The organism is Pseudomonas sichuanensis (assembly GCF_003231305.1).
Lineage (GTDB): Bacteria > Pseudomonadota > Gammaproteobacteria > Pseudomonadales > Pseudomonadaceae > Aquipseudomonas > Aquipseudomonas sichuanensis.
In genome coordinates, this window is sequence record NZ_QKVM01000010.1 from 99,449 (window position 1) to 124,280 (window position 24,832).

The window sequence follows — 24,832 nt, forward strand, 5'->3', positions numbered from 1 at the left end:
TTTCCCCTCATGTCTGACGTATCCCCGGCCCGCGCCCTCGGCATCGATTTTGGCACCTCCAACTCCACGGTCGGCTGGCACCGCCCGGGCGTCGAGTCGCTGATCGCCCTGGAAGACGGCAAGATCACCCTGCCTTCGGTGGTCTTCTTCAACATCGAGGAACGTCGCCCGGTGTACGGCCGCCTGGCCCTGCACGAGTACCTGGAAGGCTACGAAGGCCGCCTGATGCGCTCGCTCAAGAGCCTGCTGGGTTCCAAGCTGATCAAGCACGATACCAGCGTGCTGGGCAGTGCCCTGCCGTTCAAGGACCTGCTGGGCATGTTCATCGGCGAGCTGAAAAAACGTGGCGAAGCCGCCGCCGGCCGCGAATTCGACCAGGTGGTGCTGGGCCGCCCGGTGTTCTTCGTCGACGAAGACCCCGCTGCCGACCAGGAGGCCGAGGACACCCTGGCCGAGGTGGCGCGCAAGATCGGTTTCAAGGACGTGTCGTTCCAGTACGAGCCGATCGCCGCGGCGTTCGACTACGAGTCGGGCATCAGCCGTGAAGAGCTGGTGCTGATCGTCGATATCGGCGGCGGTACCTCGGACTTTACCCTGATCCGCCTGTCGCCCGAGCGTCACTTGGTGGACGAGCGCCAGGACGACATCCTCGCCACCGGCGGCGTGCACATCGGCGGTACCGACTTCGACAAGCAGTTGAGCCTGCAGGGCGTGATGCCGCTGTTCGGTTACGGCAGCCGGATGAAGAGCGGCGCACTGATGCCCACCAGCTACCACCTCAACCTGGCCACCTGGCACACCATCAACGCCCTGTACTCGCAGAAGTCGCAGCTGGCGCTGGGCAACATGCGCTACGACATCGAGGACACCCTAGGCATCGACCGGCTGTTCAAGCTGATCGAGGAGCGCGCCGGGCACTGGCTGGCGATGGAAGTGGAGGCCAGCAAGATCGAGCTGACCGAGCGTGACAGCCGTAGCGTCGACTTTGGCCGCATCGAACCGGGGCTCTGCGCCGAGCTGACCCGCGCGTTGTTCGAGGATGCCATCAATGGGCTGCTGGAGCGTGTGCGTGGCAGCGTGACCGAGCTGCTGGCCAGGGCCGGGGTGAATGAAAGCCAGGTGGACACGGTGTTCTTCACCGGCGGTTCCAGCGGCATCCCGGCACTGCGCAACAGCGTGGCGGCGATGCTGCCCAATGCGCGGCATGTGGAAGGGAATATCTTCGGCAGCATCGGTAGCGGGCTGGCGATCGAGGCGCGCAAGCGCTACGGGACAATCTGATCCTTTGCCTTAGCCTGTACCGGCCTCTTCGCGGGTAAACCCGCTCCCACAGGTTCACCGTAAATCCTGTGGGAGCGGGTTTACCCGCGAAGAGGCCGGTACAGCTTCAAGCAATCTGTCAGACCAACTCCATCCGCTTGAGCTCACTCTTCAGGTACGCGTAGTAGATCGGCCCCGCCACCACCCCCGGCAGCCCGAACGCGGCCTCGAACACCAGCATCGCCAGCAACAGCTCCCAGGCCTTGGCACTGATCTGCCCGCCGACGATCCGCGCGTTGAGGAAGTACTCGACCTTGTGGATCACGATCAGATAGCCCAGCGCCGCCGCCGCCACCCAGATCGACAGCGACATCCCGACGATGGTGATCAGGGTGTTGGACATCAGGTTGCCGATCACCGGCAGCAGGCCGAGCAGGAAGGTCAGCACGATCAGCGTCTTGGTCAGCGGCAGGTGCACGCCGAACAGCGGCAGCACCACGGCCAGGAAGATGCCGGTGAACGCGGTGTTGAGCAGCGAGATCTTGATCTGCGCAAAGACGATGTTGCGAAACGCCTGCACCAGCAGGCTCAGGCGCTCGAACAAGGCCGCGGCCAGGGGCTTGCGCCGAGAGATGTCAGGGATGCGCTGCAAGGCGACGATGGCGCCGAGGATCATGCCGATCAGCAGCGTCACGAACATGTGCGCCATGCCCTTGCCCACCAGCTGCAGGTCGCTCAGGTGGCTCTTGATCCAGTCGCCGATAGCCACCTTGAACTCGGCCGCGCTGGCCGGCAGGTAGGCTTCGATAAACGGCGGCAACTGACCACGGGCGCGTTCGACCAGGGCCATGAACTTGTCCAGCGAGGCGCCGGGGTTCTCGGCCTCGTGCAGGAGGAAACTGAAGGCACCGGCAAACAGCAGGGTCAGGGTACTCACCACCAGCGTGCCCAGCAGGGCGACCGCCAGCCAGCGGGCGCGCTGCCCGGCAATCAAAGGCTGCAGGCGCGGGGTGAGCATGTTGACCAGCTCGAACACCAACAGCCCGGCCAGCAAGCTGGGGAGCAACTTCAGGGGCAATGCCAGCAACAGGCCGCCGATGACGATGACCAGGCTGGCAAGGGAGATCTGGCGGGGGGTGAAGGTCATACAGCCTCGACGGCAGACAGCGGAAAGTCCCGCAGTCTGCCAGCCTTCAAAGCACAGGCATAGGCGCAGGTCATTTCTTCTTCAGGCAGTCGCTCATGTACGCCTTGCGTTCGTCGCCCTTGAGCGCCTTGGTGGTGGCGTCGGCGTTGCAGGTTTTCATCTTGTCCTGCTGGGTCTGCGGCACATCCTTCTTCAGGCAGGTGCTCATGAACGCCTTGCGCTCGTCGCCCTTGAGCGCCTTGGTGGTGGCGTCGGCGTTGCAGGTCTTCATCTTTTCCTGTTGCGCGGTGGCGGCGAATCCTTGCCCGGCGATCAACATGCCCAGCACCAGCAGTGGCACATGCAGCAGCTTCATGGAGTGGTCTCCTTGTCGGCGCGCCCGATGCGCGCGTGTCGAGCTGAGTGTAGACAACAATTCTTACATCTCTGCCCGGGCCTGCCGCCGGTACTGCTCCGGCGTGCAGCCGGCCTGGCGCTGGAACATGGCGATGAACGCCGAGCCGCTGCTATAGCCTAGGTCGAAGGCGATGGCCTGGATCGGCGTGCCGGCCTCCAGCGCCTCGATGGCCCGCAGAAAGCGCAGGCGCAGGCGCCACTCACCAAAGCTCATGCCCAGCTCGCGCAGGAAGTGCCGGGCCAGGGTGCGCTCGCTGACATGCACCTGCGCGGCCCAGTCGGCCAGTGGGCGGTTGTCGCCGGGCTCGGCTTGCAGCCCGGCGAGCACCTGGCCCAGGCTCTCGCTGCGGGCGAACGGCAGGTAGCAGGTTTGCCTCGGCGCCTGGTGCAGCTGGTCGAGCAACACCTGGACCAGGCGCTGGTCGCAGCCGTCCCGGGCCACCTTGAGGTCGCGCCGGGCGAAGTCGCCGAGGATCGCCTTGAGGATGTCGCTGACCACCAGGCTGCAGGGCTGGGCTGGCAGCTCGGCACACAGGCTGCGCTCCAGGTACACCGAGCGGTAGACGATGGCCTGGGGGTTGTAGCAGCCGTGCTCGGTGCCCGGCGGCACCCACACGGCGTAGTGGGGAGGCGAGATGAAGCGCTGGCCTTCGACATCCAGGTGCATGACGCCGTGGGAGGCGTAGTTGAGCTGGCCCCAGGGGTGACGATGGGGCGCGCTCTGGCTGCCAGCGCCGAATTCGTCGTAGCGGAAGTAGACCGGGGCGGGGAGCTGGTCGAATTGCGGGATGTCGAGGTACTGGCGGGGCATGTTGGCTGCTTCGCGGGGCGGGTTGTCTGGATGGGAGTATAGGCTTTGCAACAGACAACCGATAATACCGACCCATCAGGGGCCGCTACGCAGCCCTTCGCGGGTAAACCCGCTCCCACAGAAGATTGCGCAGATCCTGTGGGAGCGGGTTTACCCGCGAAGGGCCGCACAGCGGCCCCAGTCTGTCACTGCGAGTACCCGTTGCATGAACTACCTCTTCCCCCTCACCGCCATCCTCATCTGGGCCGGCAACACCGTGGTCACCAAGCTGTCCGCCGGTGCCATCTTCCCGGCCGAGATCGGCTTCTACCGCTGGCTGCTGGCCGGCCTGCTGTTCACCCCCTTCCTGCTGCCCCAGGTATGGCGCAACCGCGCGGCGATCCGCCCGCACCTGAGCAAGGTCTTCGTGCTGGGCGTGCTGGGCATGGCCATCTACCAGAGCCTGGCCTACTTCGCCGCCGGCATCACCAGCGCCACCAACATGGGCATCATCCTGTCGCTGATGCCGCTGATGTCGCTGGCCTTGTCCATCGCCTGGCTGGGCCAGCGCCTGAGCTACGGCGCCTTGCTCGGCGCGCTGGTGTCGTTTTTCGGCGTGCTCGAGGTGGTCTCGGCCGGCCAGCCCTCGGCGCTGCTGCACCAGGGCCTGAACAGCGGCGACCTGATGATGCTGGTGGCCACCTTCGCCTATGCGCTGTACAGCTTCCTGCTGAAGAAATGGCAACTGCGCCTGCCGCCGATGCAGCTGCTGTACCTGCAGATCCTGGTGGCGATCCTGGTGCTGCTGCCGCTGTTCCTGCTGTCGCCCAAGACCGGGCTGAACGGCCATAACATTGGCCTGGTGGTGTATGCCTGCGTGCTGGCCTCGATGGTCGCGCCACGGGTGTGGATGCAGGCGGTGCACCGGCTGGGGCCGAGCCGGACCACGCTGTTCTTCAACCTGTTGCCGGTGGTGACGGCGGTGATTGCCGCTGTGGTGCTGGATGAACAGCTGGCCAGCTATCACCTGGTTGGCGGGTTGCTGACCCTGGTTGGGGTGCTGCTGGCCGAGCGCTGGACTACGCCGGTGCGTCGGTAGCGCCTGCACATGATCGCGGGGCAAGCCCGCTCCCACGCTGCGAGCCTGCCAACACTAGAGAGCCTGCTGACACGTGGGAGCGGCGGTGCGCCGCTGCGACTTGCCCCGCGATTGATCACAACCCCGCCGCCTTGAGCCGGGCGGCATGCTCGGTAAATAGCCGCACCGGCTCGGCGCCCTTGCCCACCGCGCCGAGCGACTGGTTGACGATGTCCAGGTGGTCGAGCGGATAGTCGTCACCGATCACCTGGCCCAGGTGCGAACTGAAGCGCCCGACCATGCCATCGCACTGGCCTTTCTCCCTGACGAAGCTGCGGGCGAACAGGCGGCAGAAGCGGTTGCTGCCATCAAAGCGATTGCGGCCCTGGTCGGTGAGCCCTGGCTGCAGGGTGCCGGACCAGGAGTAGTAGCGCACCCCGTTCACCTCAGCCGGCCCCTCCCCGCCCCAGACCTCGGGCAGCCCCTGCGGATAAGCCTGGTTGAACAGCGCCACCCCGGCGCAGGTCAACGACTGATGCGAGGCATGCACGTCGATCGGCAGCGGATCGCGGCGCCAGCCGGTCTCCAGCCACACCAGCAACACCGCCAGGCCATGCAGCACAGCCTTGAGGATGCGCCCCTGGGGCGAGTCGCCCGGCGCCGTACGCTCCAGGTGGTCGGCCAGCTCCGAGCCATGGTTGGGCCCGGCCACCGAGGTCACCGAGGCCACCCGGTCAGGGCGTTTCGCCGCCGCATAGCGGGCACTCAGCGCGCCCTGGCTATGGCCGATCAGGTTGACCTTTTCGGCACCCGTGCGCTGGCAGATGTCCTCGATGATGGCCAGCAGCTGTTCGCCGCGCACCTCGCTGCCATGCAAGGGCGAGACCTGCACCGGGAACACCTGCGCGCCGCCCCGGCGCAAGGCCGGGACGATGCCGAACCAGTAGGGATAGAGCAGCAAGCGCACGAACCCGAGCATGCCGGGCACCAGTACCAGTGGATAGCGTGTAGCCAACGCCTGCGTCATTGCCCCAGCCCCTTTCCATGGACGACCGGCCCACACTACAGCGCCGCCAAAGCCCTGCGCAATCGAACTCCTGGCGCGCCGCGCGGTTCCAAGCTGAACAGACCCTCGAGCAAGGAGCGGGACCATGTACAAGCAGACCCTGGCCATTCTTCTGGCAAGCGCCACCCTCGCCGCCTGCAGCAGCCGCCCGGAAAACCCGGTGGACTACGTGACCTACCGCGACCAGCCGCTGGTCAAGCAGGTGGAGAACGGCATGACCATGCAGAAGGTCATCGCCATCGGCGGCAACCCGTCGAATGTCATCGATCTGCCCCATGGCGGCACCTGCAACGACTACATCCTCAACCGCGACGGCCACCAGCAGGCCTACTACGTGCGCTTTGACGCCACCGGGCATGTCGACGCCAAGGGCTTCAAGACGTGCAAGCAACGCCAGCAAGACAGCGACGCCGCCCACGGCGCATGACCACCCTGATGCTTACGGAGATGAACATGAGCGTTGAACTGACCGATGTGAAGACCCTGCGCGAACGTGCGCGCAAGCACGCTGAAAACGGCGCGGTGACCGAGGGTTACCAGGCCGACCGCGAGAAGATCCTGCGCCTGCTCAATGAGTCGCTGGCCACCGAGCTTGTGTGCGTGCTGCGTTACAAGCGCCACTACTTCATGGCCAGCGGCATCAAGGCCAGCGTCGCTGCAGCGGAATTCCTCGAGCATGCCACCCAGGAAGCCGAGCACGCCGACAAGCTGGCCGAGCGCATCGTGCAACTGGGCGGCGAGCCGGACTTCAACCCGGACCACCTGAGCAAGCATTCGCATGCCCAGTACGTGGAAGGCAAGAACCTGAAGGAGATGGTGCTGGAAGACCTGGTGGCCGAGCGCATCGCCATCGACAGCTATCGCGAGATCATCCAGTTCATCGGCGACAGCGACCCGACTACACGGCGAATCTTCGAGGACATCCTGGCCCAGGAAGAAGAGCACGCGGACGATATGTCGGATCTGTTGCAGGGGTTGTGATCGATATCGCGGGGCAAGCCCGCTCCCACGGGATAAACGTCGTGGGAGCGGGCTTGCCCCGCGATGAGGCCCTACTGCTTGGCCTTCACCGCAGCCGGCGCCTTGCCGGCTTTCATCTGCTGCAACAGCGGCGTGCATTGGTTCGGCGCATCGCCACTGCTCGGCGCGATCAGCGCCAGCAGCCCTGCCGCCGGCCCCACCACCACACCCAATGCCACCATCCCCGCGCCACGCAGCGCCAACGGCACCGCCTGCACACCGGCATTCGGCTTGGCGAACGGCCCACGCACATACAACGGCGAACGCAGCGAGAACAGCCGCACGCCCTTGGACTCCGGGGTGATCTTCAGGTCCAACTGCTCGCTGGCGAAGTTGGCCGTGCCGTTGATGTAGATGATCGCGTTCTCGGTATCGAAGACGAACAGGCGAGTAGTGGCCAGGCCATCCTTGATACCCACATCGGCCGCCGCGCAATTGATCTTCACGTCCTCGTCGCCGAACAGCTTGCCGATCACATAGTTGCCGACATTGAGCCCGGCGATCTCCATCAGGCTGCGGCTGATCGCGCCATCGTTGATCAACAGGCGCAAGTCACCGTTGGCGGTGCCGAGCAACGCCGCCACCGAGTTGCCGCGGCCGCGCAGGTCGGCATCGCCATTGAGTTCGCCAAAGCTGGTCTGCATCGGCGCGAAACTGGGGAACAGCTGCTTGAGCTTGAAGCCCCGGGCAGTGAGCCTGGCACGCCCTTGCAGCGGCGTGCTGCGCCCGTCCAGGCTGATGTTGGAATCGAGGTTGCCGCCGGCCACGCCGAAGCGCAGCGGCTCCAGGCGCAACAGGCCATCGTCGAGGATCACATGGGCGGCCAGGTCGTTGAACGGCAACTGCTCGCTGTGGACGATGCGCTTGCCGGCGAACGAGACGTCGGCATCCATGGCCCGCCAGCGCTCGGTGCGGAACTCTTCCACCGGCAGCACCTTGCCCGCCGGCTGCTTGCTGGCGCCGCCACGGGCCTGCTGCTGGCTGTTGGAGTCGGCGCCGATCAGCGGTGCAAGGTCCTTGAACAGCAACTGGTTCGACACCAGGTTGCCGGACAGTTTCGGCCGGGGTTGGCTGGCGACGAAAGCCAGGTCGCCATGGATATCGCTGGCGCCGATCTTGCCGTTGAAGCCCTCGTAGCGGAACTGCGCACCGTCCACAGCATGCAAGTTGGCGTTGAGGTGGCCGTCGGTTTCATAAGCCGGGGTGTCCGGCAAGGTCACGCCGGTGAGCGGGTAAAGGTTGCCCAGGCTGCTGCCGGACAGCTTCAGGCGCAAGTCGAGGGCGCCCAGATTGCGCGGGTCGGTCAGGGTACCGGCCAGCGCCACCTGGGTGTCGCCGATGCGGGCGTCGGCCTGCAGCGGGAACGGCTGGCTGGCATCCTGCAGCGCCAGCAGGCCGCCGATCTTGCCGGTGGCCGTCACTGCCTGGCCTTTGTAGCGGCCCTGGGCCTTGAGGCCGAAGGCGTAGGCCTGGGCGTTGCCGGCTTTCTCGGCGCGGGCCTTGCCGACGATGTCGCTGAACGGGATCGGTTTGCCCAGCGGGTCGATCTGCACCTTCAGGCTGGTCTTGAGGGTCTGGTCGTCGAAGCTGACGTTGCCTTGGTCGAAGCCGATGGCGCCGATGTCCAACACCCATTTCGACGGTGGTTCGTTGTCGTCCTTGGGCCCGAAGTCGAAGGTCCAGTTGGCGCGGCCGTCGGCCAGCCGGGTGAGGCTGGCGCTGGGCTTGACCAGGTCGATGCGCGGGATGCTGATGCGCTGGACGATCAACGGCAGTGGCGCCAGGCGGAACTCGACCCGCTCGAGGCCGACCATGCGCGGCTCCTTGAGCCAGTCCGGGTTGCCCAGCGAGAGGTCTTCGGCGGTGAAATGCGGCCAGGGCACGAAGGCGCGCCAGCCGCCTTCTTCCGGTTCGGTACGCCAGTGCACGGCAAGGTTGCCGTTGATCGCGAAGGGCCGGTGCAGTGCCTCGGACACCTTCTCGTTGAGCAGCGGCTTGACGCGGTTCCAGTCGAAGGTGGCGATCACCACCACCAGGATCGCCAGCAGCGTGGCCAGGGTGGCGAAGGTCCAGACAAGGATTCTGGCGGGGCGCGTCATTGCGGGGTTCTCCTGACTGCCGGGCACGAGGCGGGCATAACGATGGCACTTAACATGTCGGACTGACGAAAACCCGCAGGGTTTAGTCCGGGTTGCCATGATAGCGAAGTTTTCCAGGCTGTTTTCTGCGCTATTGGTCTGCCGCGGGCCTTGGTGTTACTGCGAGATCGGCAGCGCACAATGTTGTCATCATCGCCAAAACCATTGACCCAGAGCCGTCGCACCTGAGTATCAATAGCATCGATTGTTACCATTACCCTGATGAACTTCTCTCTGGCGTTACGCGGCGTAGCATTGCCTCCGTAGCCACTTTTCAGCCCCCGAGAGGAGCACCGAATCATGAAACGCCATCTGCTGCTGAGCCTGACCCTGTCCGTACTTGCCGCCAACGCTTTCGCCCTGCCTGCTGAAGACCAGCACCTGAGCGCCGAATCGCGCTCCAGCGCAGCCACTGTTGCCCAGCCGCTGAACACCCTGGCTGAAGGTGGCGCCGAACGCCTGCAGGAACGTGCCGGTCGCGTCGCTGAAGGTGGCTCGGATCGCCTGATCGAACGCAACAACCGCGTTGCCGAAGGTGGCTCGGATCGCCTGATCGAACGCAACAACCGCGTTGCCGAAGGTGGCTCGGATCGCCTGATCGAACGCAACAACCGCGTTGCCGAAGGTGGCTCGGACCGTCTGATCGAACGCAACAACCGCGTTGCCGAAGGTGGCTCGGACCGTCTGATCGAACGCAACAACCGCGTTGCCGAAGGTGGCTCGGATCGCCTCGTCGAACTCAGCCGTGTGAGCTGATCGCCATGGCCGAAAACTACAAACCGCCCCGCTGTATATGCTCCCCACCTAGCCCGGTCCATTGACCGGGCTTTGTTTTTTTATCCAGAATGGCCGGCCTCACAGTCACAGAATCCCGCCCCATGCTGCCGCGTGCCGAACAGAAGCTACAGACCCGCCAGGCCCTGCTGGACGCCGCCTGCCAGCTCATGGAGAGCGGCCGTGGCTTTGGCAGCATCAGCCTGCGCGAAGTGGCCAAGGCTGCCGGCATCGTGCCCACTGGCTTCTATCGCCACTTCCCCGACATGGACACCCTGGGCCTGGCCCTGGTCGCCGAAATCGACACCACTTTCCGCCAAACCATCCGCCTGGTGCGGCACAACGAATTCGAGCTGGGCGGTATCACCGACGCCTCGGTGCGCATCTTCCTCGACGTGGTCAACGCTCACCGTGCCCAGTTCCTGTTCCTGGCCCGCGAACAGTACGGCGGCTCGCAAGCCGTACGCCAGGCCATCGCCCGCCTGCGCCAGGACATCAGCAGCGACCTGGCCACCGACCTTGCGCGCATGCCGCGCTGGCAGCACCTGGACGGCGCCGCCCTGGCGGTGATGGCCGACCTGGTGGTCAAGACCGTGTTCGCCACCCTGCCGGAGCTGATCGACAGCCCGGAGCCGGGCAACCCTCAGGCGATGACGGCGCAGGAGAAGATCACCCAGCAGCTGCGCTTCATCTTCGTGGGGGCGCGGCATTGGCAGGGGTTGGGGAATCCGGGCTGAACTGATTTCGCCTTTAAGACCCAATCGCGGGGCAAGCCCGCTCCCACGTTGTACCGCGTGGGAGCGGGCTTGCCCCGCGAAAGGGCCGGCACAGGCATCCCATACCCCCAGTTCTGCTACCATGGCGCCCTGCCCGACCGTCCATGAGCGCCAGCATGTCCGACCCCCGCCCCGCTTTGACCCATTTCCAACAGCACTTCGCCCAACGCATCGTGCCGCTGTGGCAAGGCCCGGGCTGGAACGCCGAGCTAGCGCTCCCCTACGAAGCCCTGGACGCCCAACACCGCCCGCTGCCGGTACAGCGCTACCGCGCCATGGCCTGCGCGCGCCAGCTGTACTTGTTCAGCAGCCGCATCGAACAACCGGGCGCTGCCGAACGCGCAGCGGCGCTGTTCCGTTCGCTGCAAAAGCACTTTCATGACGCCGAACACGGCGGCTGGTTCTACAGCATCGACGCCGAAGGCAAGCCGCTGGACCGGCGCAAGGATCTCTATACTCACGCCTTCATCGTCTTCGCCTGTGCCCACTACTGGGGCAAGGTCGGTGAAGGCTTGGTAGAAGCCACGCTCAATGGCGCCCTGGAAGTGGTGGCCGAGCAGTTCGCCCGTGACGATGGCCTGTATGAGGCCAGCCTCGGTGAAGACTGGTCGGACTTGGGCAGCGGCCCGTTGCAGAACCCACAGATGCACCTGGCCGAAGCTTTCCTGCAGGTGCTGGCCGTGCGCGAGGACGACCACGTACGCCAGTCGCTGCTGCAACTGTGCGAAGCGCTGCAGGCGCAATTCGTCGAACCGCAACACGGCCTGATGCTGGAGAAACCGCGCGGTGCTGTGGATAACTGGTTCGAGCCTGGCCATCAGTTCGAGTGGTTCTACCTGCTCGACAGCTCGCCGCTGCTGCGCGGCACGCCGCTGCATGCCTCCATCAGCCGTGCGTTCGGTTATGCCGAACAGTGCGGAGTGAAGGATTCGGCGGTGCTGGCGATGCTGGATGTGGACGGCAAGGTGCTCGACGCCACCCAGCGGATCTGGGCCCAGGCGGAGTACCTGCGGGCGCTGGTACTGCGCTCGGCCAGCGATGAAAAATGGCTTGAGCAGTTGCAGGCTCTGCAAGGGCAGTTCCTGCATGACGGCGGCTGGCATGAGTGCCGGGATGGCAATGGCGCGGTCAGCCGGCATGACATGCCTTCGACCACGCCGTACCACCTAGCGACCTGCCTGGAAGGTTTGCAGCGCCTGGGCTGACGCAATCGCGGGGCATGTCGCAGCGGCGAACCGCCGCTCCTACGCGTATGGCCCGCAAAGCGGGCCCCATCACATGATTCAGCCCTTGGCCGAACGATCGATCGAGAAACCTGCCCAGTCCTGGCTCACCGGCATCAGCTCGAGGCTGTTGATGTTGATGTGCGCCGGTTGGTTGAGGATCCAGAAGATGGTCTCGGCAATGTCCTGCGGCTGGATCGGCTCGGCACCCGCATAGGTGGCGTCGTACTTGGCCTGGTCGCCACCGAAGCGCACCAGCGAGAACTCGCTCTCGCACAGGCCTGGCTCGATGTTGCTCACCCGCACCCCGGTACCGCGCAGGTCGCAACGCAGGCTCAGCGAGAACTGGCCGACGAAGGCCTTGGTGCCGCCGTACACGTTGGCGCCCGGGTACGGGTAGTTGCCCGCCACCGAGCCGACGTTGAGGATCGACGCACCGCGCCCGTGGGCGATCAGGCGTGGCAGCAACAGGCGAGTGGTGTACATCAGGCCCTTGATGTTGGTGTCGACCATGGTTTCCCAGTCGTCCAGGCTGCAGTTCTGCGCGGCATCGACACCCAGCGCCAGGCCGGCGTTGTTGACCAGGCCCTGCAGTTTGTCGAAGGCCGGCGGCAGGCTGGCGATGGCCGCCTCCATGGCTTTGCGGTCACGCACATCGACCACCAGGGTGTGCACTTCGGTCTTGGCCGACAGCTCGGCGCGCAGGGCATCCAGGCGCTCCTGGCGACGGCCGGTGAGGACCAGCTTCCAGCCGGCCTCGGCGAAACGGCGGGCGGTGGCCTCGCCGAAACCGGAAGTCGCGCCAGTAATGAATACGGTGGATGTCATGCTCTTCTCCTTGGCTGTGGGTTACCTGCTGCAAGCCTCGCAGCATGCCCGGCGCACGCTCTGGCGACAACCGTTTCAATGCTTGATCAAAAAATGATCAAAGCCTTGAAAGCCCCGCGTTAGATGGCCCTGAGAGAGCTATGCGCACCTTATCCACAAGCCTTTCCCCACGGATTGGGGGCAACTGGTCGGTTGCGCGGAACCTTTTGTACGGCCAAGGCCCTGTGGAAATCTCTCACTGATGGCGCAACGCTTTCAACCATGCCGCCTGTGGCAGTCTGTCCAAGGTTTTTGCACAGAGTTATCCACAGATATCCGGCCCTTGTGGACACGCCCTCCCGCAGGCGAAAACAGTCGTTGAATCAACCACAAAGCGTACATGATCAAAAAACGTACAAGCCCTTGAAGACCTTGAAAACAAAGGCGCACAGCGAGGTGCCACCATGTTTTCCACAGGCGGTTCCACATAAATCGTGGAAAGTTTTGTACCTGTGGAAACAAGGGCTTGCGAGGGGGTTGTAGAGTGCTTCGAGAAAGATATGCGACAAGTTGTCCACATGCTGGACCGAGCACAAAAAGCATCGCGGGGCAAGCCCGCTCCCACGCAGTTGAACTGCCTCCAGGAAAGTTGGAAATCCATCCAATCCTGGGAGGCAGTCCACAGTCGTGGGAGCGGGCTTGCCCCGCGATTGGCTGCTCAGTGCCCGCCCAGATAGGCGTTACGCACCTCCTCGTTGACCAACAGCTCCTGCCCGGTGCCGGTCATGCGGATCTGCCCGTTGACCATCACATAGGCGCGGTCCGACAGCTTCAGCGCATGGTTGGCGTTCTGCTCGACGAGGAAGATGGTCATCCCGCTCTGCGCCAGTTCACGTAGGGTGGCGAAGATCTGCTTGACCACGATCGGCGCCAGCCCCAACGACGGTTCGTCGAGCAGCAGCAGCTTGGGCCGGCTCATCAGCGCCCGGGCGATGGCGAGCATCTGCTGCTCGCCGCCGGACATGGTCATCGCCCGCTGGTTACGCCGCTCCTTGAGCCTGGGGAACAGCGAAAACATGCGCTGCATGTCCTCATCGGCATGTTTGTCGCCGATGGGGATGGTGCCCATCATCAGGTTTTCCTCGACGGTCATGTCGGGGAACACCCGGCGCCCTTCGGGGGACTGGGCGATGCCGTTGGAGGCGATGTAGTGCGACGACTTGCGGGTGATGTCGGTGCCACGGTAGACGATCTGCCCGGAGGCCGCCCGGGGCTGGCCGAAGATCGACATCAGCAAGGTCGACTTGCCCGCGCCGTTGGCGCCGATCAGGCTTACCGTCTCGCCTTCGTTGATGTGCATCGAGACTTTCTTCAGGGCCTGGATCGGCCCGTAGAACACCTCGAGATCCTTCAGTTCGAGAATGGGTGCGGTCATACCAGTTCCTCTTCGTCGGCACCCAGGTAGGCGGCGATCACCGTCGGGTTGTGGCGGATATCCTGCGGCGCGCCTTCGGCGATCACGTTGCCGTGGTCGAGCACGACGATGTGGTCGGAAATGCTCATGACCATGCCCATGTCGTGCTCGATCAGCACCACGGTGATGTCATGCTCGTCGCGCAGCACGCGGATCATACGGCTGAGCGCCTCGGTTTCCTGCGGGTTGAGGCCGGCGGCCGGTTCGTCCAGGCAGATGATCTTGGGCCGCGTGCACATGGCCCGGGCGATCTCCAGGCGGCGTTGCTGGCCATAGGAAAGCTCACCGGCCAGGCGGTTGGCGCAGTCGACCAGGTCGACCACCTCCAGCCAGTAGAAGGCATGGTCCAGCGCCTCGCTCTCGGCCTGGCGGTAGCCCTTGGTGTTGAGCACCCCGGCCAGCAGGTTGCGGTTGACCCACATGTGCTGGGCCACCAGCAGGTTCTCCACCACCGACATTTCCTTGAACAGGCGGATGTTCTGGAACGTACGCGCCAGCCCTGCCCGGTTGACCAGGTGGGTGCCGCCGAACATCTTGTAGTACATGCGGTTGGCGAAACGCGCAGGGGACACGAAGTCGGTGGGCCGGAAACGTTCGCCCAGCAGCTGGATGACGTTGGTGCTGGTGCCGCGCACGTTCAGCTCGATGCGCCCGCCGCTGGCCTTGTAGAAGCCGGTCAGGCAGTTGAACACGGTGGTCTTGCCGGCGCCGTTGGGGCCGATCAGGGCGAAGATCTGGTTGCGCTTCACTTTCAGGCTGACATCGCTGAGCGCCTTGATCCCGCCGAACTGCATCATCAGGTTGTCGACCGACAGAATGATTTCGTCGCTCATGGCGCCACTCCTTTACGCGGGACCACACCGGTACGGCTGATGCGGATCAGCCCCCGTGGTCGCCAGATCATCATCAACACCATCAGCACGCCGAACAGCAGCACGCGGTACTCGGAGAAGCTGCGCAGCAGCTCGGGGGCCACGGTCAGCACGAAGGCTGCAATCACCACGCCCACGGTCGAGCCCATGCCGCCGAGCACGACGATGGCGAGGATCAGCGCCGACTCGAAGAAGGTGAACGACGACGGGTTGACGAAGCCCTGGTAGGTGGCGAAGAACACGCCGGCAAGGCCTGCGGTGGAGGCACCGAGGGTGAAGGCGGAGAGCTTGACCAACACATGGTTCAGGCCCATCGAGCGGCAGGCGATCTCGTCTTCGCGCAGCGCCTCCCAGGCACGGCCGACCGGCATGCGGGTCAAGCGGTGCTTGATGTACAGCACGGCCAGCACCACCAGGAACAACACCGCGTAAATGAACACGAACTTGAGGTTGGCGTTGTATTCGAAGCCGAAGAACTCATGGATCGGCACCCCGCCGTCCTTGGCCCGGCGACCGAACTCCAGGCCGAAGATGGTCGGCGATGGCGCCGGCATGCCGTTGGGGCCACCGGTGAACGACAGCCAGTTGTTGAGCACCAGGCGGATGATTTCACCGAAGCCCAGGGTCACGATCGCCAGGTAGTCGCCGTGCATCCGCAATACCGGGAAACCGAGGATGCACCCCGCCAGCGCGGCAGCGATGGCTGCCAGCGGCAGCACGCTCCAGAAGCCCAGGCCCAGGTACTGGTAGCCCAGCGCCAGGCCGTAGGCACCAATGGCGTAGAAGGCCACGTAACCCAGGTCGAGCAGGCCGGCCAGGCCGACCACGATGTTCAGGCCCAGGCCCAGCAGCACGTAGATCAGGCCGAGGATGACCACGGTCAGCAGGTACTTGTTGGCGAAGACGGGGAACACGATGGCGATCACGATCAGCGCCGGGATGATGTAGCGCAGGCGCGACTTGTAGTCCGGCGCCAGCACGTGCACGCCCGAACCACCGCTGTCGAAGCCCTGGAGCATGCGCAGGCCAGTGGCGGTCTGCAGGAACAGGCTGAGCACGAAGCGCCCGACCATCACCCCGCCGACCAGCCAGGCCACGCGGGTCGGCTGGGCGTTGAAGGTGTAGCCGTCGAGCACCACGCCGACTACCGGGCCGAACACGATGAGGGCCAGCAGGCCGGCGACGATGGTCTCCAGCAGGCTGCGTTTGAGATCGAAACCTTTGTTTGCAACAGCAGGGGCAGTATTGGCAGCGGACATGTTCACACCTTAGCCACGAGCGGGCGACCCAACAGGCCTTGGGGACGGAAGATGAGGATCATCACCAGCAGCGAGAAGCTGAACACGTCCTTGTAGTCGGAGTTGATCAGGCCGGAGAACAGCGACTCGGAAATCCCCAGGATGATCCCGCCAAGCATGGCGCCCGGGAGCGAGCCGATACCGCCAAGTACGGCGGCGGTGAATGCCTTGATGCCGATGATGAAGCCGGCATAGAAGTCGAAGGTGCCGTAGTTCATGGTGATCAACACGCCCGCCAGTGCGGCCATCACCGCGCCGATGACGAACACGTAGGAGATCACCCGGTCGGTGTTGATACCCAGAATGGAGGCCATCTTGCGGTCTTGTTGCGTGGCCCGGCACATGCGGCCGAGCTTGGTGTACTTGATCACGTAGGTGAGCAGGCCCATGCCGACGAACGCGGCGACCAGGATGAAGATCTTGGTGTAGGTCAGCTGTACGAAACCGCTGCCGACGTCGATGCGCATGGCGCCTTCGAGCAGCGTGGGTACGCCCTGCTGGCGGGCGCCCTGGCTGATCTGTGCGTAGTTCTGCAGGATCAGCGAGATGCCGATGGCGCTGATCAGCGGTGCCAGGCGGGTGGAGTTGCGCAGGGGTTTGTAGGCGATGCGCTCGATGGTGAAGCCGTAGACGCCGGTGACGACGACGGTGAACAACAGCGTGCCGAGCATCAGCAAGGGGAACGACTCGATGCCGAAGTAGGCCAGCAATGCCAGGCTGATCGCCGCGAGGTACGCGGAAATCATGTACACCTCGCCGTGCGCGAAGTTGATCATGCCGATAATGCCATAGACCATTGTGTAGCCGATGGCGATCAGGCCATAGACCGACCCGAGGGTCAGGCCGTTGACCAGTTGCTGCAGGAAAATACCATCCATAACGCAATCTCACCTGATTGAGATTGCACGAGCGCCGACCACGGCGGGCCACGGATGAAGTGGCCGTTGCGGCGCAGAACCGTGCAGATCTACGAATAAAGACAGCTGCGGGGCGTTGGCCCGGGCTTGCAGGCCCGGGCCCCACCCTGGTTATTTTTGTTTTTCGAGCTGGTGGTACTTGCCGTCTTTATCCCACTGGTAGACCACGTAGTCGGACACGGTCAGGTCGCCCTTGCTGTCCCACTTTTTCTCGCCCATGACGGTCTTGACCGGGTTGGCCTTGAGCCACTTGGCGGCGTCCTCGCCCTTGTTCGACTTGGCGCCGTTGAAGCCGGCGGCCAGGGCCTGCAGCGAAGCGTAGGCGTACAGGGTGTAGCCTTCCGGCTCGGTGCCGTTCTTGCGGAACTCCTCGACCACCGCCTTGCTGTCGGGCAGCAGACGTGGGTCGGCGCCGAAGGTCATGTACACACCATCGACGTATTGAGCACCGCCAGCGGTGGTGACCAGTTCGTCGGTGACGATGCCGTCGTCGGACATGAACTTGACGTCCTTCAGGCCCTGCTCGCGCAGCTGGCGTACCAGCGGGCCGGCCTCTGGGTGCAGGCCACCGAAGTAGACGACGTCGGCACCGGCGGCGCGGATCTTGGTGACCACGGCGCTGAAGTCCTTCTCGCCGCGGGTCAGGCCTTCGTACAGCACCGGCGTGACGCCGCGCTTGATCAGCTGTGCCTTGGTCGCGTCGGCCAGGCCCTGGCCGTAGGTGTCCTTGTCGTGCAGCACCACGACTTTCTTGCCCTTGAGCACGTCGACGATGTAGTCGCCGGCGACGATGCCCTGCTGGTCGTCACGGCCGCACATGCGGAACATTGCAGACAGGCCACGCTCGGTGACCTGCGGGTTGGTGGAGCCCGGAGTGATGGCGATCACGCCGGCCTCGTCATACACCTCGGAGGCGGGGATGGTGTTGGAAGAGCAGAAGTGACCGACCACGCCGATCACCTTGTCCTGGTCCACCAGGCGGTTGGCCACGGCCACGGCCTGCTTGGGTTCACAGGCGTCGTCGCCTTTGACCAGGACGATTTTTTCGCCGTTCACCCCGCCGGCGGCGTTGATCTTGTCGGCTGCCGCCTGGGCACCTTTCATGTACTGCTCGCCAAACGCTGCGTTGGCACCGGTCATGGGGCCCGCTACACCGATCTTGACGTCGGCCTGAACATACGAAGAAACACCCAGTGCTGTGGCTACTGCCAGTGCCAGGAAACCTTTCTTGTAAAACGTCTGCGACATGAGGTGGTGCTCCTAGAGTTTTTTTTGGTTGGCACTACAACTTCATCAACCCTGTGCTCCGAGCAAGGGCCGTGCCATTGGTTTTGCATTCCGGGAAAACACACTGTGCAGCGGGATACGAGGCGACCGACGGCCTTTTCTTTATTGAGCGTGCAACCGTCTGCCGCAGGGTGAGCGCCACCCAAACGCCTAGACAAGGAGCAACCGTCGAGTGCCATCATTGCAACCCTTGCAAGTGTTAACGTGCAACCGCCCTGTAACAGCCGACGTCACCGAACTGCACACCGCTGGTGCGCGACTGCTACAGGCAGCACCGTTTGAAGGCTAGCCGGTGCACGGAAAAACACCTGCTTTGCCTGTGCCGGCCCCTTCGCGGGTAAACCCGCTCCCACAGGATGGCACCTGACCTGTGGGAGCGGGTTTACCCGCGAAGGGGCCGGCACAGGCGCAACAACACCTCAAAGGCTGGCACAATAGCCGCCATTGCCCGCTTTGGAGCTTCCCCCTGATGAGCGAGAGCGCATTCGCCGAGCGCATCGTGCACAACCTGCTCGACACCGATTTCTACAAGCTGACGATGATGCAGGGCGTGCTGCACAACTACCCGGACGCCGACGTCGAGTGGGAGTTTCGCTGCCGCAATGGCGAAGACCTGCGCCCCTACCTGGGCGAAATCCGCCACCAGCTGGAACTGCTCAGCGAGCTCACCCTGGATGATGGCCAGCTGGCCTTCCTCGAGCGTATCAGCTTCCTCAAGCCCGACTTCCTGCGTTTTCTGCGGCTGTTCCGCTTCAACCTGCGCTACGTGCGCTTAGGGATCGAAAATGACCAGCTGAGCCTGCGCCTGCGTGGCCCGTGGCTGCACGTGATCCTCTTCGAAATACCCTTGCTGGCGATCATCAGCGAAGTGCGCAACCGCCACCTGCACCCGCACATGCGCCTGGCCGAGGCGCGTGACCAGCTGCACCGCAAGTTCGACTGGCTGCGCGCCCATGCCAGCGATGACGAACTGGCCGAACTGCAGGTGGCCGACTTTGGCACCCGTCGGCGCTTTTCCAGCCGGGTGCAGGCGGAAGTGGTACGGGTGCTGCGCGATGACTTCCCGGCCCGTTTCGTCGGCACCAGCAACGTCGACCTGGCATGGAAACTGGATATCAAGCCGCTGGGCACCATGGCCCACGAGTGGTTCATGGCCCACCAGCAACTCGGCCCACGGCTGATCGACAGCCAGAGCGCCGCGCTGGACTGCTGGGTGCGCGAGTACCGCGGGCTGCTGGGCATCGCCCTGACCGACTGCATCACCATGGATGCCTTCCTGAAGGATTTCGACCTGTACTTCGCCAAGCTGTTCGACGGCCTGCGCCACGACTCGGGCGAGCCGGTGGCCTGGGCCGAGAAAGCCATCGCCCATTACCAGAAGCTGGGCATCGACCCGATGACCAAGACCCTGGTGTTTTCCGATGGCCTGAACCTGACCCGCTCACTGGAAATCTTCCGTGCCCTGCGCGGTCGGATCAACGTCAGCTTTGGCATCGGCACCAACCTGACGTGCGATATCCCTGGTGTGGCGCCCATGAACATCGTGCTTAAAATGACCGACTGCAACGGCTCGCCAGTGGCGAAGATCTCCGACGAAGCCGCCAAGACCCAGTGCCGCGACCAGAACTTCGTCGCCTACCTGCGTCACGTATTCAAAATCCCCAGCAAGGAGTAACCCATGCAAGCCGTTCAGCAGGAGATTGCCCAGGCGCTCAAGGTGCAGCCCCCCTTCGCCGATACCGCCGCGCTCGAGCAGGAAGTGGCCCGGCGCGTGGCGTTCATCAAGGATTGCCTGGCCAATGCCCGGCTCAAGACCCTGGTGCTGGGCATCAGCGGCGGCGTCGACTCGCTGACCGCCGCCCTGCTCGCCCAGCGCGCCATCAACGAGTTGCGCGCCGAGACTGGCGACAAGGCCTACACCTTCATCGCCGTGCGCCTGCCGTACCAGGTGCAGCACGACGAGCACGACGCCCAGGCCTGCCTGGACGTGATCAAGGCCGACGAAGTGCACACCGTCGACATCGCCCCGGCGGTACGCGCCCTGGCCACTGAAGTGAAAGCGCTGGAAGGCGGCTCGCCGAGCCTGGTGGACTTCGTCGTCGGCAATACCAAGGCGCGCATGCGCATGGTGGCGCAGTACACCATCGCCGGCGCCCGCGCGGGCCTGGTGATCGGCACCGACCACGCCGCCGAGGCGGTGATGGGCTTCTTTACCAAGTTCGGCGATGGTGCCTGCGACCTGGCGCCGCTGAGCGGGCTGGTGAAGAACCAGGTGCGGGACATAGCGCGCAGCTTTGGCGCGCCGGAGGCGCTGGTGGAGAAGGTGCCGACCGCCGACCTGGAAGACCTGGAACCGGGCAAGCCGGACGAGGCGTCCCACGGCGTCACCTACCAGCAGATCGATGCCTTCCTGCATGGCCTGCCGGTCGATCAGGCGGCGTTCGACATCATCGTCGGCACTTACCGCAAGACCCAGCACAAGCGCGAACTGCCGTTCGCGCCTTGATCAGGCTGTAGAAAGACCTGTGGGAGCGGGCTTGCCCCGCGATGGCCTTGGTGGATTCACCATCGCCATCGCGGGGCAAGCCCGCTCCCACAAGGGTATTGCGTCAGGCTTCGATTACTTGACTACGACCTTGCCCTTCATCATCGAGATGTGGCCCGGGAAGGTGCAGAAGAAGCTGTAGTCGCCACCAGCTTCAAGCTTCGAGGTGTCGAACTTCACTTCAGTTTCTTTCTCAGGCGCGCCGATCATCGCGGTGTGGGCGATGATGTTGGCGTTATCTGCTTTCAGGTAGCCCTTGTCGATGCCCTGGCTCATGCCTTCGGTGGCGATCGCCTGCATGTCGGCAGTCTTGCTGATCACCAGGTTATGGCCCATGACGTTCTTCGGCAGGCTGCCCGAGTGAGTCAGCTTCACGGTGAACTCTTTGCAGCTCTTGTCGACGGTGAATTCTTTGCTGGTGTAGGACATCTGGTCAGTCGACTCGACAGTGACCGAGCATTCGGCTGCAAAGACAGAGGCGCTGGCGAGGGTCAGCAGGGATACCGCTACAGCTTTCGCAAACATCATGAATCTCCTTGGCAGGGTTTTATCAATTGCGAGACTGCCTGAAACCATGCAACCCAGCCCTGATGTGGGTCAAGGGGTGTCAAGTGGCCAGCCAGTTGAATTGTTCAATGGATTGTATACAACCAATCAAAGAGCACATCATGCCCTCTTGATAGACGATGGGACAACCTTTCATTTAGGAGTAACTGAAATGTCCCTCTCAAGTTTCATGAACAGCCTGCTTGCCGCCTACGCCCAGGGCGCCACCGGCGCGGCCTGCGAATTCTCCCGCCCTGAGTGAATAGCCTTGGAAGTGTCGGGCTTGAGCCTTACCCTGTGCCCCCTGTGAAGGGAGACAAGCCATGCCTGTACGTTCCGTTTGTGTGTTCTGTGGCGCCAGTATCGGCGCCAACCCCGCCTACCGTGAAGCTGCCATCGCCCTGGGCCAGGCCATCGCCCGCCGGGGCCTGACGCTGGTCTATGGCGGCGGCGCGGTGGGCCTGATGGGCACCGTGGCCGACGCCGCCCTGGCCGCGGGCGGTGAAGTGGTCGGGATCATCCCCGAAAGCCTGATGAACGCCGAAATCGGCCACAAGGGCCTGACCCGCCTTGAGGTGGTGGACGGCATGCACGCGCGCAAGGCGCGCATGGCCGAACTCAGCGATGCCTTCATCGCCCTGCCGGGCGGGCTGGGGACGCTGGAGGAGCTGTTCGAGGTGTGGACCTGGGGGCAGCTGGGGTATCACGCCAAGCCGCTGGGCTTGCTGGATGTGAACGGGTTCTACGAGAAGCTGGGCGGGTTCCTCGACCATATCGTCGAGGAAGGCTTCGTACGGCCGCAGCACCGGGCGATGCTGCAGTTGGCGCAGCAGCCGGATGAGTTGCTGGACGGGATGGACCGGTTCGAATCACTGGTATTGCCGAAGTGGGTCGACAAGAAACCTGATTGAGCCGGACGGCTGGCCTGAACACCCGTGGGAGCGGGCTTGCCCCGCGATGGCGTCGGGAATCCCGACATCGCAATCGCGGGGCAAGCCCGCTCCCACGGTTACTGCATCAGCGCGGGATGACTGGCTGACGCGGTTTCTTGCCCTTGCCGCCACCCTTGGCCGCTTCTTTGCGCTCCTTGGCCGCCTGCTGGTTGCGGGCGAACGCTTCGGCCTTGGCCTTCTCGCGCTTGTCCCACGGCTTGCTGCCATCGCTGGCACGCGGCGGCAGGCCGGTGTGCTGGGTGAGGATCTTCTGCTCCTTGCCCACCTTGTGGCTGCCGGCCGGCGTGGAGTTCTTGCGCCGGGCACTCTGGTAAGTGTCGGTCTGCGGCTGGTGCAGCGGGATCAGCTGGTGCTTGCCCGGGCCGATCAGGTCGGCGCGGCCCATACGCTCCAGCGCTTCACGCAGCATCGGCCAGCCCTTCGGGTCGTGGTAGCGCAGGAACGCCTTGTGCAGGCGGCGCTGCTCCTCGCTCTTGACGATCTCCACCCCTTCGCTCTTGTAGGTGACCTTGCGCAGCGGGTTCTTGCCCGAGTGGTACATGGCCGTGGCCGAGGCCATGGGCGACGGGTAGAACGCCTGCACCTGGTCGGCGCGGAAGCCGTTGCCCTTGAGCCACAGGGCCAGGTTCATCATGTCTTCGTCGGTGGTGCCCGGGTGCGCGGCGATGAAGTACGGGATCAGGTACTGCTCCTTGCCCGCTTCTTTCGAGAATTTCTCGAACATGCGCTTGAAGCGGTCGTAGGTGCCGATACCCGGCTTCATCATCTTGTCCAGCGGGCCACGCTCGGTGTGCTCCGGGGCAATCTTCAGGTAGCCACCGACGTGGTGGGTCACCAGCTCGCGCACGTACTCCGGCGATTCCACCGCCAGGTCGTAGCGCAGGCCCGAGGCGATCAGGATCTTCTTCACCCCCGGCAAGGCACGGGCCTTGCGGTACAGCTCGATCAGCGAGCTGTGGTCGGTGTTGAGGTTCTCGCAGATGCCCGGGAACACGCACGACGGCTTGCGGCAGTGCTTCTCGATCTCGTGGCTCTTGCAGGCGATGCGGTACATGTTGGCGGTCGGGCCACCGAGGTCGGAGACCACGCCGGTGAAACCTGGCACCTTGTCACGCATCTCTTCGATTTCGTGCAGGATCGACTCATGCGAGCGGTTCTGGATGATCCGGCCTTCGTGCTCGGTGATCGAGCAGAAGGTGCAGCCACCGAAACAGCCACGCATGATGTTGACCGAGAAACGGATCATCTCGTAGGCCGGGATGCGTTCCTTGCCGTAGGCCGGGTGCGGAACACGCGCGTAGGGCATGCCGAACACGTAGTCCATTTCTTCGGTGGTCATGGGGATGGGTGGCGGGTTGAACCACACATCCACCTCGCCGTGCTTCTGCACCAGGGCGCGGGCGTTGCCGGGGTTGGTCTCCAGGTGCAGCACGCGGTTGGCGTGGGCATAGAGCACCGGGTCGTTGCGCACCTTTTCGAACGATGGCAGGCGGATCACCGACTTTTCGCGGGTAATCTGCGGGCTGTCGAGGATCTGCACCACCTTGGCTTCGTTCGGGTCGTCCTGCTCGCCCTTGGCCTGCTCGATGGCGCAGGCCTGGGTGTCCTGGGTGTTGACATAGGGGTTGATGATCTTGTCGACCCGGCCCGGACGGTCGATGCGGGTGGAGTCGATCTCGTACCAGCCCTGGGGCGTGTCGCGGCGAATGAACGCCGTGCCGCGCACGTCGGTGATCTGCTCGATGGGCTCGCCCTGGGACAAGCGCTGGGCAACCTCGACGATGGCCCGCTCGGCGTTGCCGTACAGCAGGATGTCGGCGCTGGCGTCCACCAGGATCGAGTGGCGGACCTTGTCCTGCCAGTAGTCGTAGTGGGCGATGCGGCGCAGCGAGGCCTCGATGCCGCCGAGCACGATCGGCACATGCTTGTAGGCTTCCTTGCAGCGCTGGCTGTACACCAGGCTGGCGCGGTCCGGGCGTTTGCCGGCCAAGCCGCCAGGGGTGTAGGCGTCGTCGGAACGGATCTTCTTGTCCGCGGTGTAGCGGTTGATCATCGAGTCCATGTTGCCGGCCGCGACGCCGAAGAACAGGTTCGGCTCGCCGAGCTTCATGAAGTCGTCTTTGGACTGCCAGTTCGGCTGGGCAATGATGCCCACCCGGAAACCCTGGGCCTCGAGCAGGCGGCCGATGATGGCCATGCCGAACGACGCATGGTCGACGTAGGCGTCACCGGTCACGATGATGATGTCGCAGGAATCCCAGCCGAGCTGATCCATCTCCTCCCTGCTCATCGGCAGGAACGGCGCTGGCCCGAAGCATTCGGCCCAGTACTTGGGATAGTCGTAGAGTGGTTTGGCTGCTTGCATGTCAGTGACCGGTTCTGGTGTGCAGGGAAATCGCGGGCGCGGAATATAGCACAAATTTTGACCAAATCCGACGGTGGTGGTCGGATTCATTTGGATCGCC

23 protein-coding genes are annotated in these 24,832 nt (G+C 64.0%); 10 read left to right on the plus strand and 13 right to left on the minus strand.

The window, feature by feature from the left end; genetic code table 11:
• Positions 1-9: 9 nt before the first annotated feature.
• Positions 10-1,281, plus strand: a complete 1,272-nt coding sequence (locus DM373_RS07700; protein ID WP_110992971.1) for an Hsp70 family protein — start codon at positions 10-12, stop codon at positions 1,279-1,281.
• 118 nt (positions 1,282-1,399) lie between these two features.
• Here DM373_RS07700 and DM373_RS07705 read toward each other — a convergent pair whose 3' ends face one another.
• From DM373_RS07705 to DM373_RS07715, 3 genes are all read right to left on the minus strand, one after another.
• On the minus strand, positions 1,400-2,407 hold the full coding sequence (locus DM373_RS07705) for an AI-2E family transporter (RefSeq protein WP_110992972.1): 1,008 nt from the start codon (positions 2,405-2,407) through the stop codon (positions 1,400-1,402).
• 70 nt (positions 2,408-2,477) lie between these two features.
• Positions 2,478-2,762, minus strand: coding sequence for a PsiF family protein (locus DM373_RS07710; RefSeq protein ID WP_110992973.1), 285 nt, complete (start codon positions 2,760-2,762; stop codon positions 2,478-2,480).
• 63 nt (positions 2,763-2,825) lie between these two features.
• Positions 2,826-3,614: an AraC family transcriptional regulator gene (locus tag DM373_RS07715; RefSeq protein ID WP_110992974.1), complete on the minus strand. Its 789-nt coding sequence runs from the start codon at positions 3,612-3,614 to the stop codon at positions 2,826-2,828.
• 205 nt (positions 3,615-3,819) lie between these two features.
• On the opposite strand from DM373_RS07715, the gene DM373_RS07720 reads away from it, so the two are divergent.
• Positions 3,820-4,692: a DMT family transporter gene (locus DM373_RS07720; RefSeq protein WP_110992975.1), complete on the plus strand. Its 873-nt coding sequence runs from the start codon at positions 3,820-3,822 to the stop codon at positions 4,690-4,692.
• Positions 4,693-4,807: 115 nt separating this feature from the next.
• Here DM373_RS07720 and DM373_RS07725 read toward each other — a convergent pair whose 3' ends face one another.
• A complete protein-coding gene (locus DM373_RS07725) occupies positions 4,808-5,698 on the minus strand; it encodes an esterase/lipase family protein (protein WP_110992976.1) in 891 nt (296 codons plus the stop codon).
• Positions 5,699-5,822: 124 nt separating this feature from the next.
• Between DM373_RS07725 and osmE the strand changes: the two genes are divergently transcribed.
• Together osmE and DM373_RS07735 are read left to right on the plus strand one after the other, a co-directional pair.
• Positions 5,823-6,164 (plus strand): osmotically-inducible lipoprotein OsmE, encoded by a 342-nt coding sequence (gene osmE / locus DM373_RS07730; protein WP_110992977.1) that lies wholly within the window; start codon positions 5,823-5,825, stop codon positions 6,162-6,164.
• Between the two features lie 26 nt (positions 6,165-6,190).
• The gene (locus DM373_RS07735; RefSeq protein ID WP_110992978.1) at positions 6,191-6,718 is read left to right on the plus strand and encodes a ferritin-like domain-containing protein; all 528 of its coding nucleotides are present in this window, start codon (positions 6,191-6,193) and stop codon (positions 6,716-6,718) included.
• A gap of 71 nt (positions 6,719-6,789) precedes the next feature.
• Here DM373_RS07735 and DM373_RS07740 read toward each other — a convergent pair whose 3' ends face one another.
• Complete coding sequence (locus tag DM373_RS07740) at positions 6,790-8,856, minus strand: AsmA family protein (RefSeq protein ID WP_110992979.1); 2,067 nt, start codon at positions 8,854-8,856, stop codon at positions 6,790-6,792.
• Between the two features lie 339 nt (positions 8,857-9,195).
• On the opposite strand from DM373_RS07740, the gene DM373_RS07745 reads away from it, so the two are divergent.
• The 3 genes from DM373_RS07745 (at position 9,196) to DM373_RS07755 (ending at position 11,650) form a co-directional block, all read left to right on the plus strand.
• On the plus strand, positions 9,196-9,651 hold the full coding sequence (locus tag DM373_RS07745; protein WP_110992980.1) for a phage infection protein: 456 nt from the start codon (positions 9,196-9,198) through the stop codon (positions 9,649-9,651).
• Between the two features lie 122 nt (positions 9,652-9,773).
• Entirely contained in the window at positions 9,774-10,406 is a 633-nt protein-coding gene (locus DM373_RS07750) for a TetR family transcriptional regulator (RefSeq protein WP_110992981.1), read from the plus strand.
• A gap of 155 nt (positions 10,407-10,561) precedes the next feature.
• Positions 10,562-11,650: an AGE family epimerase/isomerase gene (locus tag DM373_RS07755; RefSeq protein ID WP_110992982.1), complete on the plus strand. Its 1,089-nt coding sequence runs from the start codon at positions 10,562-10,564 to the stop codon at positions 11,648-11,650.
• A 78-nt stretch (positions 11,651-11,728) separates the two neighbouring features.
• Here the strand turns inward: DM373_RS07755 and DM373_RS07760 are convergent, their stop codons facing one another.
• The 6 genes from DM373_RS07760 to DM373_RS07785 form a co-directional block, all read right to left on the minus strand.
• Positions 11,729-12,496 carry an SDR family oxidoreductase gene (locus DM373_RS07760; RefSeq protein ID WP_110992983.1) on the minus strand — a complete coding sequence of 256 codons (768 nt, stop codon included), beginning with the start codon at positions 12,494-12,496 and terminating at the stop codon, positions 11,729-11,731.
• A 697-nt stretch (positions 12,497-13,193) separates the two neighbouring features.
• Positions 13,194-13,910, minus strand: coding sequence for an ABC transporter ATP-binding protein (locus tag DM373_RS07765; RefSeq protein ID WP_110992984.1), 717 nt, complete (start codon positions 13,908-13,910; stop codon positions 13,194-13,196).
• A complete protein-coding gene (locus DM373_RS07770; RefSeq protein WP_110992985.1) occupies positions 13,907-14,782 on the minus strand; it encodes an ABC transporter ATP-binding protein in 876 nt (291 codons plus the stop codon). Before DM373_RS07770 ends, DM373_RS07765 begins: the two co-directional genes overlap by 4 nt.
• Positions 14,779-16,080 (minus strand): high-affinity branched-chain amino acid ABC transporter permease LivM, encoded by a 1,302-nt coding sequence (gene livM, locus DM373_RS07775; RefSeq protein ID WP_110992986.1) that lies wholly within the window; start codon positions 16,078-16,080, stop codon positions 14,779-14,781. The genes DM373_RS07770 and livM overlap by 4 nt, the downstream gene beginning before the upstream one ends.
• Before the next feature lie 2 nt (positions 16,081-16,082).
• Positions 16,083-16,997, minus strand: a complete 915-nt coding sequence (locus DM373_RS07780; protein WP_110992987.1) for an ABC transporter permease subunit — start codon at positions 16,995-16,997, stop codon at positions 16,083-16,085.
• Between the two features lie 150 nt (positions 16,998-17,147).
• Positions 17,148-18,284 (minus strand): branched-chain amino acid ABC transporter substrate-binding protein, encoded by a 1,137-nt coding sequence (locus DM373_RS07785; RefSeq protein WP_110992988.1) that lies wholly within the window; start codon positions 18,282-18,284, stop codon positions 17,148-17,150.
• A 508-nt stretch (positions 18,285-18,792) separates the two neighbouring features.
• On the opposite strand from DM373_RS07785, the gene pncB reads away from it, so the two are divergent.
• The gene (gene pncB / locus DM373_RS07790) at positions 18,793-19,998 is read left to right on the plus strand and encodes a nicotinate phosphoribosyltransferase (protein ID WP_110992989.1); all 1,206 of its coding nucleotides are present in this window, start codon (positions 18,793-18,795) and stop codon (positions 19,996-19,998) included.
• Positions 19,999-20,001: 3 nt separating this feature from the next.
• Positions 20,002-20,829, plus strand: a complete 828-nt coding sequence (gene nadE, locus DM373_RS07795) for an ammonia-dependent NAD(+) synthetase (RefSeq protein ID WP_110992990.1) — start codon at positions 20,002-20,004, stop codon at positions 20,827-20,829.
• Between the two features lie 114 nt (positions 20,830-20,943).
• Here the strand turns inward: nadE and azu are convergent, their stop codons facing one another.
• Positions 20,944-21,393, minus strand: coding sequence for an azurin (azu, locus tag DM373_RS07800; protein ID WP_110992991.1), 450 nt, complete (start codon positions 21,391-21,393; stop codon positions 20,944-20,946).
• Between the two features lie 344 nt (positions 21,394-21,737).
• On the opposite strand from azu, the gene DM373_RS07805 reads away from it, so the two are divergent.
• Positions 21,738-22,325 carry an LOG family protein gene (locus DM373_RS07805; protein ID WP_110992992.1) on the plus strand — a complete coding sequence of 196 codons (588 nt, stop codon included), beginning with the start codon at positions 21,738-21,740 and terminating at the stop codon, positions 22,323-22,325.
• Positions 22,326-22,431: 106 nt separating this feature from the next.
• Here DM373_RS07805 and DM373_RS07810 read toward each other — a convergent pair whose 3' ends face one another.
• The gene (locus DM373_RS07810; RefSeq protein ID WP_110992993.1) at positions 22,432-24,732 is read right to left on the minus strand and encodes a YgiQ family radical SAM protein; all 2,301 of its coding nucleotides are present in this window, start codon (positions 24,730-24,732) and stop codon (positions 22,432-22,434) included.
• Positions 24,733-24,832: the final 100 nt, after the last annotated feature.

Coding starts and splice junctions, on each gene's coding strand:
- DM373_RS07700 (WP_110992971.1), top strand. CDS start 10: ATGTCTGACGTATCCCCGGCCCGCGCCCTCGGCATCGATTTTGGCACC.
- DM373_RS07705 (WP_110992972.1), bottom strand. CDS start 2,407: ATGACCTTCACCCCCCGCCAGATCTCCCTTGCCAGCCTGGTCATCGTC.
- DM373_RS07710 (WP_110992973.1), bottom strand. CDS start 2,762: ATGAAGCTGCTGCATGTGCCACTGCTGGTGCTGGGCATGTTGATCGCC.
- DM373_RS07715 (WP_110992974.1), bottom strand. CDS start 3,614: ATGCCCCGCCAGTACCTCGACATCCCGCAATTCGACCAGCTCCCCGCC.
- DM373_RS07720 (WP_110992975.1), top strand. CDS start 3,820: ATGAACTACCTCTTCCCCCTCACCGCCATCCTCATCTGGGCCGGCAAC.
- DM373_RS07725 (WP_110992976.1), bottom strand. CDS start 5,698: ATGACGCAGGCGTTGGCTACACGCTATCCACTGGTACTGGTGCCCGGC.
- osmE (WP_110992977.1), top strand. CDS start 5,823: ATGTACAAGCAGACCCTGGCCATTCTTCTGGCAAGCGCCACCCTCGCC.
- DM373_RS07735 (WP_110992978.1), top strand. CDS start 6,191: ATGAGCGTTGAACTGACCGATGTGAAGACCCTGCGCGAACGTGCGCGC.
- DM373_RS07740 (WP_110992979.1), bottom strand. CDS start 8,856: ATGACGCGCCCCGCCAGAATCCTTGTCTGGACCTTCGCCACCCTGGCC.
- DM373_RS07745 (WP_110992980.1), top strand. CDS start 9,196: ATGAAACGCCATCTGCTGCTGAGCCTGACCCTGTCCGTACTTGCCGCC.
- DM373_RS07750 (WP_110992981.1), top strand. CDS start 9,774: ATGCTGCCGCGTGCCGAACAGAAGCTACAGACCCGCCAGGCCCTGCTG.
- DM373_RS07755 (WP_110992982.1), top strand. CDS start 10,562: ATGTCCGACCCCCGCCCCGCTTTGACCCATTTCCAACAGCACTTCGCC.
- DM373_RS07760 (WP_110992983.1), bottom strand. CDS start 12,496: ATGACATCCACCGTATTCATTACTGGCGCGACTTCCGGTTTCGGCGAG.
- DM373_RS07765 (WP_110992984.1), bottom strand. CDS start 13,910: ATGACCGCACCCATTCTCGAACTGAAGGATCTCGAGGTGTTCTACGGG.
- DM373_RS07770 (WP_110992985.1), bottom strand. CDS start 14,782: ATGAGCGACGAAATCATTCTGTCGGTCGACAACCTGATGATGCAGTTC.
- livM (WP_110992986.1), bottom strand. CDS start 16,080: ATGTCCGCTGCCAATACTGCCCCTGCTGTTGCAAACAAAGGTTTCGAT.
- DM373_RS07780 (WP_110992987.1), bottom strand. CDS start 16,997: ATGGATGGTATTTTCCTGCAGCAACTGGTCAACGGCCTGACCCTCGGG.
- DM373_RS07785 (WP_110992988.1), bottom strand. CDS start 18,284: ATGTCGCAGACGTTTTACAAGAAAGGTTTCCTGGCACTGGCAGTAGCC.
- pncB (WP_110992989.1), top strand. CDS start 18,793: ATGAGCGAGAGCGCATTCGCCGAGCGCATCGTGCACAACCTGCTCGAC.
- nadE (WP_110992990.1), top strand. CDS start 20,002: ATGCAAGCCGTTCAGCAGGAGATTGCCCAGGCGCTCAAGGTGCAGCCC.
- azu (WP_110992991.1), bottom strand. CDS start 21,393: ATGTTTGCGAAAGCTGTAGCGGTATCCCTGCTGACCCTCGCCAGCGCC.
- DM373_RS07805 (WP_110992992.1), top strand. CDS start 21,738: ATGCCTGTACGTTCCGTTTGTGTGTTCTGTGGCGCCAGTATCGGCGCC.
- DM373_RS07810 (WP_110992993.1), bottom strand. CDS start 24,732: ATGCAAGCAGCCAAACCACTCTACGACTATCCCAAGTACTGGGCCGAA.